Source organism: Flavobacterium pedocola (assembly GCF_053764385.1).
Window position 1 is genome coordinate 309644 of the sequence record NZ_JBSNCR010000003.1, and the last position, 14813, is coordinate 324456.

10 protein-coding genes are annotated in these 14813 nt (G+C 42.7%); 3 read left to right on the forward strand and 7 right to left on the reverse strand.

The window, feature by feature from the left end; translation table 11 throughout:
- Positions 1–15 precede the first annotated feature (15 nt).
- A complete protein-coding gene (locus ACWPKD_RS08445) occupies positions 16–2223 on the forward strand; it encodes a TonB-dependent receptor (protein WP_455412244.1) in 2208 nt (735 codons plus the stop codon).
- Positions 2224–2352: 129 nt separating this feature from the next.
- Complete coding sequence (locus ACWPKD_RS08450; protein WP_455412518.1) at positions 2353–4437, forward strand: prolyl oligopeptidase family serine peptidase; 2085 nt, start codon at positions 2353–2355, stop codon at positions 4435–4437.
- A gap of 46 nt (positions 4438–4483) precedes the next feature.
- Here the strand turns inward: ACWPKD_RS08450 and ACWPKD_RS08455 are convergent, their stop codons facing one another.
- The 7 genes from ACWPKD_RS08455 to ACWPKD_RS08485 all read right to left on the reverse strand — a co-directional run bounded on the left by ACWPKD_RS08455 (position 4484) and on the right by ACWPKD_RS08485 (position 10442).
- On the reverse strand, positions 4484–4954 hold the full coding sequence (locus ACWPKD_RS08455) for a hypothetical protein (protein WP_455412245.1): 471 nt from the start codon (positions 4952–4954) through the stop codon (positions 4484–4486).
- On the reverse strand, positions 4935–5735 hold the full coding sequence (locus ACWPKD_RS08460; protein WP_455412246.1) for a TIGR00266 family protein: 801 nt from the start codon (positions 5733–5735) through the stop codon (positions 4935–4937). The genes ACWPKD_RS08455 and ACWPKD_RS08460 overlap by 20 nt, the downstream gene beginning before the upstream one ends.
- Before the next feature lie 66 nt (positions 5736–5801).
- Positions 5802–6617 (reverse strand): SDR family NAD(P)-dependent oxidoreductase, encoded by an 816-nt coding sequence (locus ACWPKD_RS08465; RefSeq protein WP_455412247.1) that lies wholly within the window; start codon positions 6615–6617, stop codon positions 5802–5804.
- On the reverse strand, positions 6617–7378 hold the full coding sequence (gene mtgA / locus ACWPKD_RS08470; RefSeq protein ID WP_455412248.1) for a monofunctional biosynthetic peptidoglycan transglycosylase: 762 nt from the start codon (positions 7376–7378) through the stop codon (positions 6617–6619). The genes ACWPKD_RS08465 and mtgA overlap by 1 nt, the downstream gene beginning before the upstream one ends.
- Complete coding sequence (locus ACWPKD_RS08475; RefSeq protein ID WP_455412249.1) at positions 7378–8490, reverse strand: NAD(P)/FAD-dependent oxidoreductase; 1113 nt, start codon at positions 8488–8490, stop codon at positions 7378–7380. The genes mtgA and ACWPKD_RS08475 overlap by 1 nt, the downstream gene beginning before the upstream one ends.
- A gap of 6 nt (positions 8491–8496) precedes the next feature.
- Positions 8497–9183 (reverse strand): DedA family protein, encoded by a 687-nt coding sequence (locus tag ACWPKD_RS08480; RefSeq protein WP_455412250.1) that lies wholly within the window; start codon positions 9181–9183, stop codon positions 8497–8499.
- 20 nt (positions 9184–9203) lie between these two features.
- Positions 9204–10442 (reverse strand): dicarboxylate/amino acid:cation symporter, encoded by a 1239-nt coding sequence (locus tag ACWPKD_RS08485; RefSeq protein ID WP_455412251.1) that lies wholly within the window; start codon positions 10440–10442, stop codon positions 9204–9206.
- A gap of 336 nt (positions 10443–10778) precedes the next feature.
- Here ACWPKD_RS08485 and ACWPKD_RS08490 point away from each other — a divergent pair, with 336 nt between their 5' ends.
- The gene (locus ACWPKD_RS08490; RefSeq protein WP_455412252.1) at positions 10779–14711 is read left to right on the forward strand and encodes a reprolysin-like metallopeptidase; all 3933 of its coding nucleotides are present in this window, start codon (positions 10779–10781) and stop codon (positions 14709–14711) included.
- Positions 14712–14813: the final 102 nt, after the last annotated feature.

Genomic DNA, 14813 nt, shown 5'->3' on the forward strand with positions numbered 1-14813 from the left:
TCAAACTAAAAAAACATGAAATCTTATCTTACAGCCCTATTGCTATTAGGGTTTTCAATACTTGCTTTCGGGCAAAACAAACTCATTGGCACCATCAAGGACCATCATGACAAACCCATTGAAAATGCAACCGTTACATTACCTGAACTGCACAAAGACGCCCTTTCGGATGCCAACGGAAACTATACTTTCGAGAATCTTCCCACCGGAAACTTCAGCGTAGGTTTTTCGTCCATCGGCTATGCCAACAAAACGGTAACGGTAACACTTTCTGAAAAAGAAACAGTTCTAAATATAACCCTGGAGGAAACCGCCACCCACATGGACGAGATGATCATTTCCACGGTTTTCAACAAACTCCAATCGCAAAACGTGATGAAAGTGGAACATCAGTCCGTGAAAACACTCCAACAAAACGGCGCTACTACCTTAGCGGAAGGCTTAGCCAAAATTCCGGGTGTTGCACAAATCTCCACCGGAACATCCATCGGGAAACCGGTAATCCGCGGGTTAAGCGGCAACAGGGTTTTAGTGTATTCGCAGGGAATTCGTTTGGAAAACCAACAGTTTGGGGAAGAACACGGCTTGGGCATGAGCGATGCAGGCGTGGAAAGCGTCGAAGTCATTAAAGGACCGGCTTCATTATTATACGGTTCGGATGCTTTGGGCGGCGTACTGTATTTCAACCCGGAAAAGTTTGCCAAACCAAATACCTTTTCAGTAAACTTCAACCAGAAATTCTTCTCGAACACCCAAGGGAGTAATTCTTCGTTCGGGATCAAAACCTCTTCGGACAACTGGAAATTCTTAACCCGCGCCAGTTACGCTACCCATGCCGATTATAAAATCCCTTCCGGCGACCGCATCGTCAATACCCGTTTTATCGAAAAGGATTATAAAATCGGGATAGGTTACTCTACTGTAAAATATCAGACAGAATTCCGATACAATTACAACAACCTGAATATCGGTTTACCCGAAGAAGATCTTGAACCGGCACATTTCAGAACGCCGCTCTATCCGAAGCAGGACATTGACAACCATATGCTTAGCTGGCATCAGAAATATTTCTTCAAAAATTCGAAACTCGAAGCAGATTTAGGCTATACCTATAACAACCGTAAAGAATTGGAAGCCGTAGACGAAGTAGCGCTGCACATGAAACTCAAAACCGCAAGTTACAACCTGAAATATTATTTGCCAAAATCCGGAAATCTGGAAACCATTATCGGGGTTCAGGGTTTACAACAAACCAACACCAACAACGGGGAAGAGCTACTGATTCCGGATGCCACAACTACTGATTTTGGCGCATTGATCACTTCCAATTACGAATGGGACAACCACACCTTACAGGCCGGCATCCGCTATGATAACCGAAAAATTGCTACGGAAACCCATGGTGTTTTAGGCGAAGAAGGCTATTTCAATGCCATCGACAAAAAATTCGACAGTTTCAATGCCTCGTTAGGTTACAAAACCAAATTTAAGGAGAACCTCACACTTCGTCTGAATGTCGCTACAGGCTTCCGCGCCCCTAATTTAGCGGAATTAACCTCAAACGGCGTACACGAAGGCAGCAACCGTTACGAAATAGGGAACGCCAATCTGAAAAACGAACAAAACCTCCAGACCGACCTGAACCTTGAATACGGTAACGCGCATTTTGAATTTTTTGCCAACGCCTTTTACAACCACATCAACGATTATATTTTTCTTGCGCCAAACGGCTCAGTGATTGACGGAAATGATGTTTTCGACTACTTACAGGACAATGCAGCATTGTACGGTGGCGAAGTTGGGATGCACCTGCACCCACATCCGCTGGACTGGCTGCATTTTGTGAGCAGTTTTGAAACGGTGACGGGTAGAAAAGACAACGGTGACTATTTACCGCTAATTCCGGCTAACAAATTTTCCAACACGCTTCGCACGGAATTTGACGATACTTCGTGGCTGACAAAAAGTTACGCTTTGGTAAATGTGGATTATGTTTTCAATCAGAATAATGTGAGCGTTTTCGAAACGAAATCGGTGAATTACACCCTGCTGAATTTAGGATTGGGCGGCACAATCAACCTAGGAAAAGCCAAATTTGACGTAACCCTTAACGCGAACAATCTTTTGAACCGAACCTATATCTCCCATTTGTCCCGACTGAAAACCGACGGTATTCCGAACATCGGAAGAAACATCGTTTTGGGAATCGATTTCAAATTTTAACACTGAAAAGCTAGCTGTTTGGCCAGCTTTTTTCGGTATTGAAATCTCAGATTATTTATATTTGTTAGAACTAAAAAACAACGCATGAAGAATTCACTTACTGCTGCAGCGGTTATCTGCAGTTTAACCATGAATGCACAAGCTCCAAAAAGTACAGGAAAACTAAAATATCCTGAAACCAAAAAAATTGAACATACCGATACGTATTTCGACACCAAGGTAAACGATCCGTTCCGCTGGCTGGAAGACGACCGTTCCGCAGAGACCGGCGCGTGGGTTAAGGCACAAAACGAAGTAACCTACGGGTATTTAAAACAAATCCCTTTCCGCGATGCCATCAAGTCCCGCATGGAAAAACTCTGGAATTACGAGAAAATCAGTGCGCCGTTCAAAGAAGGCAACTATACGTATTACTATAAAAACAACGGTTTACAGAATCAGTCGGTATTGTACCGAAAAGATGCTGCCGGAAAAGAGGAAATTTTTCTGGATCCGAACACCTTTTCCAAAGACGGAACTACGTCGTTGGGCGGCTTGGACTTCTCCAAAGACGGGTCCAAAGTAGCCTATTCGATTTCAGAAGGCGGGAGCGACTGGCGTAAAGTCATCATCATGGATGCCGTTACCAAAAGAATCCTGGAAGACACCCTTGTGGATGTGAAGTTCAGCGGGGTTTCCTGGAAAGGCAACGAAGGCTTCTATTATTCAAGTTACGACAAACCAAAAGGAAGCGAACTTTCGGCTAAAACCGATCAGCACAAATTATATTTCCACAAATTGGGAACAGCGCAGAAAGAGGACAAACTTATCTTCGGCCTTGACCAAAAAAGAAGGTATGTAGGCGGAAGCGTTACCGAGGACGACCGTTATTTAATCATCAGCGCGGCCAATTCCACGTACGGAAATGAATTGTACATCAAAGATTTAACACAGGAAAACAGCCCGATTGTAACCATAGTGGACAACTTCAGCAATTCGAGTTATATTATTGAAAACGAAGGCACCAAACTGTTCATCGTAACCGACTGGAAAGCCCCGAACAAAAAAATAATGACAGTTGATGCGGCCAATCCGAAACCGGAAAACTGGAAGCCTTTCATCGAAGAAACCGAAAACGTATTGTCTCCTTCAACCGGGAGTGGGTATTTCTTTGCCAATTACATGAAAGACGCGGTATCACTGGTAAAACAATACGATTACAGCGGAAAACTGGTTCGCGAAATTACTTTACCGGGTGTTGGAACAGCTGCCGGTTTCGGTGGTAAAAAAGAAGAAAAAACATTGTATTATTCGTTCACCAACTATATTACACCGGGAACGATTTATTCGTTTGAACCAAAAGCCGGAACTTCACAGGTGTATGAAAAACCGAAAGTGGATTTCAAATCGGAAGACTATGTTTCCAAACAGGTGTTTTACACTTCAAAAGACGGTACCAAAATCCCGATGATCATCACCCATAAAAAAGGATTGCAACTGAACGGTAAAAACCCAACCATGCTTTACGGTTACGGCGGTTTCAACGTAAGTTTAACCCCAAGTTTCAGCATTGCCAATGCAATCTGGATGGAAAATGGCGGTATTTACGCGGTTCCGAACTTACGCGGTGGAGGTGAATATGGTAAAAAATGGCACGATGCCGGAACGAAACTGCAGAAACAAAACGTTTTCAACGACTTTATTGCTGCTGCCGAATACCTGATTGCCAACAAGTATACTTCGAAAGATTTCTTAGCCATCAGAGGTGGTTCCAACGGAGGATTGCTGGTAGGTGCCACGATGACACAACGTCCGGACTTAATGAAAGTAGCGTTACCGGCTGTAGGGGTTATGGACATGTTACGTTACCACACCTTTACTGCAGGAGCAGGCTGGGCTTACGATTACGGAACGGCGGAAGATTCCAAAGAAATGTTCGGTTATCTGAAAGGGTATTCTCCGGTGCACAACATTAAAAAAGGCGTGAAATATCCGGCAACCATGGTCACTACAGGCGATCATGACGACCGCGTGGTACCGGCACACAGTTTCAAATTTGCCGCGGAATTACAGGACAAGCAAACCGGAAACAACCCGGCGCTGATCCGTATTGACATCAATGCAGGGCATGGCGCAGGAAAATCGGTAGCCGCTACCATTCAGGAAAATGTGGACATTCAGGCGTTTACCCTGTACAATATGGGGATTACGAAATTGCCTGTGACGAAGAAATAACAAGATTTCTTTCTAATAAAAAAAGCGACCGGGTTGGTCGCTTTTTTTATTCATATTCTTTATATGAGATGTACTTTCCTGTTGAAATATCGAATCTATACTTTGTTTTTAATGTAAATCCAGCATTTTTAATCATTTGAGTATCTGTAACTTCATAATCCGTATACAAGTCTATTTCATTCGGCTCATCTGTCGATATACTTACCCGAAAAAATCTTCCCAATAAAGATTCATCATAATAAGAAATACCGTCTTCATCAACTTCTCTCTTCCCATCAAAATAATACGTAAATTTTGCACCTGTATAATTCTTTCCAGAAACAATTTTATATATTTTTCCAATAACAATTGGTTTCTCAGACTGATTCCCTGAATTCAGCATTTCCTGTTCTGATTCACTTTTCTTATCAAGCTCAGAAACTGAATTAAAAATCATAAGAACAACAATAGCCAAAATAAGTAAAGCTACACCTCCTTGCTTAAAAAAATCTTTTACGTTAGAATCTATTATCCCCATCCAGCATTCGTCCTAAACCACCTAACAAACTGCCTTCGTCTCTGCCGCTTCCACCTGCTTGGGGTGCAGACGCAATAATACGATCCGCCAATCGGCTGAACGGTAACGACTGAATGTACACCACGCCCGGTCCACGTAAGGTAGCATAGAACAATCCTTCGCCTCCGAAAACGGAATTTTTGATCCCTCCGATGAATTCGATATCATAATCTACATCTTTTGTGAAACCAACGATACAACCCGTATCTACTTTTAAAACTTCGCCCGGCTGCAATTCCTTACGGGCCAAAGTTCCTCCGGAGTGTACGAACGCCATACCGTCGCCTTCGATTTTCTGCATGATGAAACCTTCACCACCGAACAATCCACGGCCTAATTTTTTTGAGAATTCTATCCCTACAGAAACTCCTTTAGCCGCACACAAAAATGAATCTTTCTGGCAGATGAATTTCCCTTGGTATTTCGTTAAATCAATCGCTACAATTTTTCCGGGATAAGGAGAAGCAAACGATACTTTACGTTTTCCGCCATCCTGATTCATATAAGCGGTCATGAACAAACTTTCTCCGGTTAAAACGCGTTTTCCGGCCGTCATTAATTTCCCTAAAAATCCTTGTTGTTGTCCGGAACCGTCCCCGAAAATAGTTTCCATTTTGATCCCGTTTTCCATCATCATAAAACTGCCGGCTTCGGCAATTACAACTTCCTGCGGATCTAATTCAATTTCAACATATTGCATTTCTTCACCATAAATATGGTAATCGATTTCATGTGATGTCATGTGTATAGTTTTTGATTAATTACGTAAATATTAGACGAGGAAATCTAAAAGATGTTACAGCATTTCCTATCCCAAAACCGACTTCCGAACGATACGGTTGAATAACTTATACCCTAAGGTGGAACGCAAGAAACTCATGGCGTTCGCATCAAATCCAATGGTGTAGCGTGTAAAATTGGTACGCGGGTTATTGGCCGCCGCAAAAAGGGTTTGGGTAATTTTTGGTGTCAGGTTGGTGTTCTTTTTGGTCTTCTTGTGCAAAATGCCCGTGATCTTGTGCATCATGCGCTCATACGTAGGAATGCCTCCCGTTTCCGATTTCATCACCTGGCTCTGAAAAGCTGTTGGGGCATTACCAAACTGAACCGTACTCACGCTGATATTAAACGGCTGCAATTCATAAGCCATGCATTCGGAAAAACTCTCCACCGCTTTTTTAGTGGAATGGTAGAAACTGCCCAATGGTAAATTCACCAAGCCTGCAATCGAGGAAATATTGATAAACTGACCAAACTGCTGCTCGCGAAACACCGGAATAAAAGCCCGGCAGACTTTCACCACGCCCAGCCAGTTCACGTCGACTATAAGTTTGATTTTTTCATCTTCCGAAAGCTCCACAAAACTGCGGTACCCGATACCGGCGTTGTTAATGATTACATCTATGGTTTTGTGATCCGCAAGAATTTTACTTTTGGCAGCTTCAATACTTTCCGAACAGGTAACATCCATGATATAGCTGCTCACATTGGGCAAACCAACTGTTTCTTTTCCGTGGTCAAAACAGGTCATGGTCGCAATAACATGCCAGCCGTTTTGGGAAAAATGCATCGCCGTGGCTTTCCCGATACCGCCGGAAGCTCCTGTGATCAATACGGTTTTCATCAGTCGTATTTTTTATCGTAATCGATTTTACCGATATGGCGCATTACCCGTACGATTTTATCTTTTCGTCGACTAGTATAAGAAGAAGAATTAACCGCTTTAAATTTTCGCGGATTGGGTAAAATAGCCGCAATGCCTGCTGCTTCATATTTGGTGAGATCTTTGGCGTCTTTATGGTACCAGAATTCGGTGGCTGCCTGTGCGCCGTAAATCCCGTTGCCCATTTCTATGCTGTTGAGATAGACCTCCATGATGCGTTCTTTACCCCAAATCAGTTCGATTAAAACGGTAAAATAGGCTTCCAGACCTTTACGTAGGTAACTTCTGCCCTGCCATAAAAACACATTTTTAGCGGTTTGCTGGGAAATGGTGCTGCCCCCTTTTAATTTTTTTCCTTTCTGATTGCTTTCGTAGGCATTGGCCAAAGCTTTAAAATCGAAACCGTTATGATGCAGAAAATTACCGTCTTCACTGGCAATAACCGCTTTTTGAAGGTTTACGGAGATGTCTTCCAACGGCACCCAGTCGTGATTTAAATACACTTCTTTATCGGCCTGAGTATTTTCAATGGCGCGGATAGCCATCAATGGTGTAAAAGGAACAGGGACAAACTTGAACAGTACCACAAAAAAGATGGAAAGCCCAAAGCCCCAAAGAAAAAGCTTAAAGAAAAAACGCGTCACCCTTGCCATAAAACTTCGCTTTTGGGTTTTACCGCTTGACTTTGCAGGTGTTTTTTTGGTAGTTTTCTTGGTTGCCATTATACTAAATCTGCTAATTCCTGCCCTACCAAACTTCCTATGGCTACGCCCATTCCGCCCAGACGGACACCACAATACACGTTTGATGAAAGCTGTTCTACTATCGGTTTTTTATGCGAGCCTAAGCCCATAATCCCACTCCAACGGTGGGCGATTTTATACTCGGTGTTCGGCAAAATCACTTCCCTTAACAACGATTCCAAACGGTCTTGGATTTTTTCGGTCAGGCCGAATTCGGATGTGGTTTCGCCTTCAAAATCGAGGTTTCTTCCGCCACCGAACAAAATTCGGTCTTCAATGTTTCGGAAATAATAATAACCGCCATCAATATGAAACGTCCCTTTAATATCAAGGTTTGGTATCGGTTCGGTAATCAAAACCTGGGCACGGGCCGGTCGAACGGCACCGTTTGTTAACTTTCCGGCAAAACCATTGGTGGCAAACAGTACTTTTTTCGAAGTAAAGCTAAAATCATTGGTATGTAGCTGAACGCCGTTTGCCGTATCCTGATAATCCAAAACATTTTGCTGGTTCAGGATCAGGATGTTGTTCGCATGCGCTTCTTTCAACAACGCCTGCATCATGTTGCCGGTATCAATCTGCCCTTCAAAAGGATTGAAAATCAGGTATTCGTGTATGCCTTTAAAATCGAAGCGATCGACTTCTTTGGCAAACACATCGGTTTTAAAAAGCGGTTTCAGGATGTCGTTTACAAAAGGTAATTTCTGAAGACATTCCGCATAAGTACTTTCATCTTCCTGAAGAAAAAGTTCATACCCGCCGTAAGGCTTGAAATCAATCGTACTGTCGCCCAAACGCTTGCGAAGCAGTTGCAGGCCGTTCCATCGCTTCTGGATAAGCTGGATGACTTCCTCTTCGGTATGGTTTTTTAAATCTTCAATGATTTCCGAAAGACTGCCAAAGCAGGCAAAACCCGCGTTTTTGGTACTGGCGCCTTCCGGCAAAGCGCCTCTTTCAAGAACAAGGATCTTGCTCTCCGGGAAACGTTCGCGCAGACGCAAAGCCGTATGAAGTCCCACTATACCGCTTCCTACCACGGTATAGTCTACATTGGTAAACCAATTTTTCAGTTCCCAGTAGCTGACATTCATCTTCGGTTATTTTCGTGCTTTAAGTTTGTTCTTTATAGAATTAATAACAATCGGTGCGGTGGAAATAAGGATGATTCCCACGACGATCAATTCGATATATTTTTTCAGATCAATCTGATGGTTTTCCAAAAGGTAACGGTATAAGTAATGCCCTGAAAAAATAAGGGTAAACGACCAAAGGAACGAACTCACGATGTTGTAAAACATGAATTTCTTTTTCTCCATCTGAACGATTCCTGCCACAATCGGTGCAAAGGTTCTGATAATCGGAAGGAAACGCGCAAAAATGATCGCTCTTCCACCGTGTTTTTCAAAAAACAGGCGCGACTGGATTAAATATTTTTTCTTGAACCAGAAATTATCTTCTTTGGAATACAGGAAATGACCGCTTTTCGCACCAAACCAATACCCTACGACGTTCCCGATGATCCCGGAGATTGCCACAAGTGTTGACAAAACCGCCACATTGGTGAATTCGCTTTCAATATAAATCAATTCCTGCATCAGGGTTTCGCTGTAAATTCCGGAAAGGAACAACAAGCTGTCGCCCGGCAGAAAGAAACCGGCAAACAAGCCTGTTTCGGCAAATACAATAAACAATACCACATAAATACCGATGTGGTGCCCTGCGATTTCAAGGTTGATATAAAACTCTGGGTTTAACAGTTGGGTCCAGTGAAAATCTTCTTTCATTTGGAAATATTTTTAAGCAATTAGTTTTCAGTTTTTGTCTCCCATTTATCCACGGCACTGGTAGCTAAGGCATTCCCTAATACATTGGTCATGCTTCGCGCCATATCACAGAAATGGTCAATCGGTAAAATTAAAGCGATGCCTTCCGGTGGAATTCCAAACATCGCACAAGTCGCCACTACCACGATAAGAGAAGCTCTCGGCACACCGGCTACTCCTTTACTGGTGAGCATCAACACTAACAACATGGTCAGCTGTTTGTCCAGCGGCATGTCGATTCCGTACACCTGGGCAATGAAGATACTGGCAAAGGTCATGTACATCATACTCCCGTCCAGGTTGAACGAATACCCTAACGGCAAAGTAAAGGAAACGATTCTCGGCTGACACCCGAAACGCTCCAACTCTTCCACCATCTTAGGAAAAACGGCCTCACTACTGGTTGTGGAAAAGGCAATAAGCAAAGGACTTTTGATACGTTTCAACAATACCCATAATCGGTTTCCTAATATAAGGTAGCCAACAATCAACAATAAAATCCACAATACGATAATCCCAATGGCAAACGCCACAAGGTAATTGGCATACAGGCTGAAAATCTCAAACCCGTAATTCGCCACTGCCGCAGCCACCGCACCGAAAACCCCTAACGGAGCCACCCACATTATATAGGTAACCATTTTCAGTACCACATGCGAAACGGAATCCAGCAATTTTATAATCGGTTTGGCTTCTTTTTTACTGAAAGCAGCCAAAGCCACACCAAATAAGATTGAGAATATTACGATCTGCAGAATTTCATTGGTGGCAAACGCTTCGAATATACTTTTGGGTACAACGTGTTTTACGAATTCTTCTAAAGAAAACGATTGGGTTTTTTCCAACAATTCGGAAGCCGAAGACGTGTCGTCCATTTTAATGTTCGTTCCTTTTCCAGGTGCAAGGGTGTTTACCAGAACCATCCCTAACAAAAGAGAAATCAGCGAAGCCGAAATAAACCATCCCATAGCTTTTGCCCCTACGCGTCCGACCATTTTCATGTCTCCCATTTTAGCAATGCCGACTACTAAGGTTGAGAACACCAATGGCGCAATAATCATCTGTACCATTCGGATAAAAATGGTTCCGAACAGTTTTATATTTTTCGAGAAAACTTCCTTAGAATCAGGAAATTGATAGTGAACAATGCCGCCTAAAATCACCCCCAGGATAAGGGCAACAATGATGGCTATAAAAAGTTTATTGTTGTTATTTTTCACCTCAAAATCAATTTTTAGTCCGTGAAAATACTCATATTTTTTAAAAGGACCATTTTAATTTCGACAAAAAAGAAAATTTATATCCATTTTAAGGGAATGATAAGAATTATTAAAACAACAACCGACACCGACTAAAAAACACCTTTTTTACAGAATTTTCATTAAAATCGAAAAATCAATAATGATTATGTTTGATTTTTGAAAAATACTATATTTAATATTGGTTATGAATGTATTATGATTATGAAAATGTTAAAAAAATGCATTGTTTTAAATAAAATGTTAAATATATTTGCCTTCAACTAATAAACCAATCATTTTTAACAACCAAAAACCATGAAGTTCAAACTACTTTCAATTGCTTTACTGGCATTTACGAATGTAACGTTCGCCCAGGACGGTTCGTTGTGGAAAGCTTCTTCTAAAAAAGGTACTATTGTTACCACGGAAAGAGGCGCCACTTTGCCAACAAAAAATCTGTTTGAGTTAGACATTAACGGATTAAAGAATGCTTTGGTTAATTCCCCAAAACGAGGTATTAACTCAACCAAATCTAATGTTATTATTGCTTTCCCGAATGCCGATGGCCAAATGGAGCGCTTCAGAATCCTTGAAGTTTCCAACATGGAACCCGGTCTGGCAGAGCGTTTCCCTGAAATCAAATCGTATGTAGGACAGGGAATTGACAATCCAACCGCTGTGATGTATTTCAGTGTTTCTCCCTTAGGACTGCAAACAATGCAAATCAATGCGGACCAATCGGCTGTTTTTATTGAGCCGTATTCACAAGACCTGAGAACGTATTCTGTTTTCAGAAAATCAGACAAAATGCACTCGCTTTCTCATTTTGAGTGTAAAGTAATTGACGATGCGAGAGCTTCTGTTACCAATGCAAACGAAACATTGCGACCGAATGCTGATGACGGTAAACTGAGAAATTTCCGTTTAGCCATGTCGGTTACGGGAGAATATACCGCATACTTTGGAGGAACCAAAGCTTTGGCCTTAGCAGCCATCAACAATACCATGACACGTGTAAATGGTGTGTTTGAAAAAGATTTCGGCGTACACATGAACTTAATAGCAAATACTGATGCCGTAATTTACACCAGTGCGTCAACGGATCCGTATTCCCCATCCTCTTCATTGGATAACTGGAATTCGGAATTACAGTCTACTCTTACTTCCGTTATCGGGGAAGCCAACTATGATGTCGGTCACTTGTTCGGTAAAGACGGAGGTGGCGGTAATGCCGGATGTATCGGTTGTGTTTGTACAAACGGCCAGAAAGGAAGTGGCTACACGTCACCTATTGACGGAATCCCTTCCGGAGATAATTTCGACATCGATTTCGTAGCACACGAATTAGGTCACCAGTTTGGAGCCAACCATACCTTTTCCATGAATAATGAAGGTACAGGTGTAAACGTGGAACCGGGAAGCGGCTCAACTATCATGGGCTATGCCGGAATTACCAGTCAAGACATACAAGCACATTCTGACGCTGTATTCCATGCTGCCAGCATCCAACAGGTTACCAACAACATTAAAACCAAAACATGCCCAACCAGTACTGTAACAGGTAATTCCATTCCTACGGCCGCAGCCGGTTTGGATTATACAATTCCTAAAAGCACACCATTTATGTTAACCGGAACCGGGACAGACGCAAATGGAGACACGCTTACTTATATCTGGGAGCAAATGGACAATGCTTCATCGGCACAAACAGGAGCCAGTTCTGCTGCAAGTGCTACCAAAACATCAGGACCAACTTTCAGATCGTACACGACGTCAACATCACCAGTACGTTATTTCCCTAGAATGCAATCGGTTTTAACTGGCGCAACAACAACCGCTGGAACGGAAATCACTGTGGAAGCTGTTCCTTCTGTGGCAAGAACGATGAATTTCAGATTCACGGTTCGTGACAACAGAGCAGGCGGTCCTGCAAACAATTCCGACGACATGATTGTTACGGTAAATGCAACAGCCGGTCCATTCAGTGTAAGTGCACCAAATACAGCAGTATCATGGGTTGGTGGTTCTTCACAAGCGGTAACCTGGAACGTAGCCGGTACTACAGTAAACGGCGTAAACTGTGCCAATGTGGATATCTTAATCTCTACCAACGGCGGAACTACCTGGTCTACTTTATTGGCAGGAACACCAAACGACGGAACAGAAAACATTACCGTTCCTAATACGGCAGGTACACAAAACCGTATCATGGTAAAAGGTACCAACCATATTTTCTTTGATGTTTCAAACGCTAACTTTACCATTACAGCAGGAACATCAGATACAACAGTTCCTTCAGCTCCTACTAATTTAGCCGCTTCAGGAACTACTGCAACAACTACAAACTTATCTTGGACCGCTTCTACTGATAACGTTGGGGTGACTGGATATGATGTATACCAAGGTGCTACTTTAAAAGCTACCGTTACAACAACTTCATATGCAGTAACAGGTTTAACAGCCGCTACAGCTTATACCTTCTCAGTAAAAGCTAAAGATGCAGCCGGAAACGTTTCCGCTTCAAGCAACACGGTTAACGTAACTACTTTATCTGCGTCGGATACTACTGCTCCTACTGCTCCAACCAACTTGGCAGCTTCAGGAACTACACAGACCACTACAAACTTATCTTGGACAGCTTCTACCGATAATGTAGGAGTAACAGGATATGATGTATACCAAGGTACTACTTTAAAAGCTACTGTTACAACAACTTCTTATGCAGTAACAGGTTTAACAGCGGCTACGGCTTATACCTTCTCAGTAAAAGCTAAAGATGCAGCCGGAAACGTTTCTGCAGCAAGCAACACTGTTAACGTAACTACTTTAGCAGCAACTGCTGTATACTGTACTTCGCAAGGAAACAGTGTAGCGGATGAGTTAATCGGAAGAGTACAGATCGGAACCATCAACAACGCTTCAACAGGCGGAACAGGTTATACCGACTTCACAGCGATTTCAACTAATCTTACCAAAGGTGCTTCAGCTACTATTACGGTTACACCAACTTGGACTTCAAGCGCGTATCCGGAAGCTTATGCAGTTTGGATCGATTACAATAACGATAAGGATTTCGCCGATGCAGGAGAATTGGTATGGAGCAACGCAGCTTCTACAACCACTCCGGTTTCAGGAACCTTTACGGTACCAACAACAGCTACTAGTGGAAGCACCCGTATGAGAGTTTCAATGCGCTACAATGCTATCCCTGGACCATGTGAAGCCTTTGACTACGGTCAGGTGGAAGATTACACTGTTAATTTAGTAACCGGAACTGCCGACACGACTGCTCCTTCTGCACCAACAAGCTTAACAGCTTCAGGTACAACGCAAACGTCTACAAACTTATCTTGGACCGCTTCAACAGATAACGTTGGGGTAACCGGATACGATGTATACCAAGGAACAACTTTAAAAGCTACCGTTACGACAACTTCTTATGCAGCAACAGGTTTAACAGCCGCTACCGCTTATACCTTCTCAGTTAAAGCTAAAGATGCGGCCGGAAACGTTTCCGCTTCAAGCAACACTGTAAATGTAACCACCTTGTCATCAACAGTAACTTACTGTACTTCTCAAGGAAACAGCACAGCTGACGAAAGAATCGGAAGAGTACAGATGGGAACCATCAACAATGCTTCAACCGGTACTGCAGGATATGAAAACTTTACAACGTTAACAACCAATGCAGCCCTTAATTCTTCTCAAACCATCACGATCACTCCAACATGGACAGGAAGTGTGTATCCGGAAGGTTATGCGGTTTGGATTGACTACAACAAAAATGGTGTTTTCACCGATGCTGGCGAGTTGGTATGGAGCAAAACCGCTTCTACAACCACTCCGGTTTCAGGATCGTTCACCATCCCGGCTACCGCTTTAACAGGAACTACCAGAATGCGTGTTTCGATGAAATACAACGGTGTTCCAACGGCTTGCGAAGCATTCTCTTACGGTCAGGTTGAAGATTACACGGTAAACATTACCACAACAGCAAGAGATACTGAAATGGCTAGTAATCCATTAGCAACTGTGAAATTATATCCAAACCCTGCCACAACCACTATGACTGTGACAGATATTTCAGAAAACGCAACCTTCAGAGTTTATAACTTATTAGGCCAAACAGTAATGAACGGAAAGTTCAATAACGGAAGCCTTGATGTTTCTAACTTAGAAAGCGGCAACTATATCATGGAGATTTCAGACAATGACAACGTAATCACCAAGCGTTTCATCAAGAAATAATCTACTGATCCTAACCCTTAAAAGGTCTTCGTAACGGAAGGCCTTTTTTGTTAAAAAAACCTCTGAAAGCATCTTTACGGATAAATTCCTTATTTTAGCTGC

Bases quoted from the DNA above. Each gene is read 5' to 3' on its own strand.
- ACWPKD_RS08490 (WP_455412252.1), top strand. From the start codon at position 10,779: ATGAAGTTCAAACTACTTTCAATTGCTTTACTGGCATTTACGAATGTA.
- mtgA (WP_455412248.1), bottom strand. From the start codon at position 7,378: ATGGCAACCAAGAAAACTACCAAAAAAACACCTGCAAAGTCAAGCGGT.
- ACWPKD_RS08475 (WP_455412249.1), bottom strand. From the start codon at position 8,490: ATGAATGTCAGCTACTGGGAACTGAAAAATTGGTTTACCAATGTAGAC.
- ACWPKD_RS08465 (WP_455412247.1), bottom strand. From the start codon at position 6,617: ATGAAAACCGTATTGATCACAGGAGCTTCCGGCGGTATCGGGAAAGCC.
- ACWPKD_RS08445 (WP_455412244.1), top strand. From the start codon at position 16: ATGAAATCTTATCTTACAGCCCTATTGCTATTAGGGTTTTCAATACTT.
- ACWPKD_RS08460 (WP_455412246.1), bottom strand. From the start codon at position 5,735: ATGACATCACATGAAATCGATTACCATATTTATGGTGAAGAAATGCAA.
- ACWPKD_RS08450 (WP_455412518.1), top strand. From the start codon at position 2,353: ATGAATGCACAAGCTCCAAAAAGTACAGGAAAACTAAAATATCCTGAA.
- ACWPKD_RS08455 (WP_455412245.1), bottom strand. From the start codon at position 4,954: ATGGGGATAATAGATTCTAACGTAAAAGATTTTTTTAAGCAAGGAGGT.
- ACWPKD_RS08480 (WP_455412250.1), bottom strand. From the start codon at position 9,183: ATGAAAGAAGATTTTCACTGGACCCAACTGTTAAACCCAGAGTTTTAT.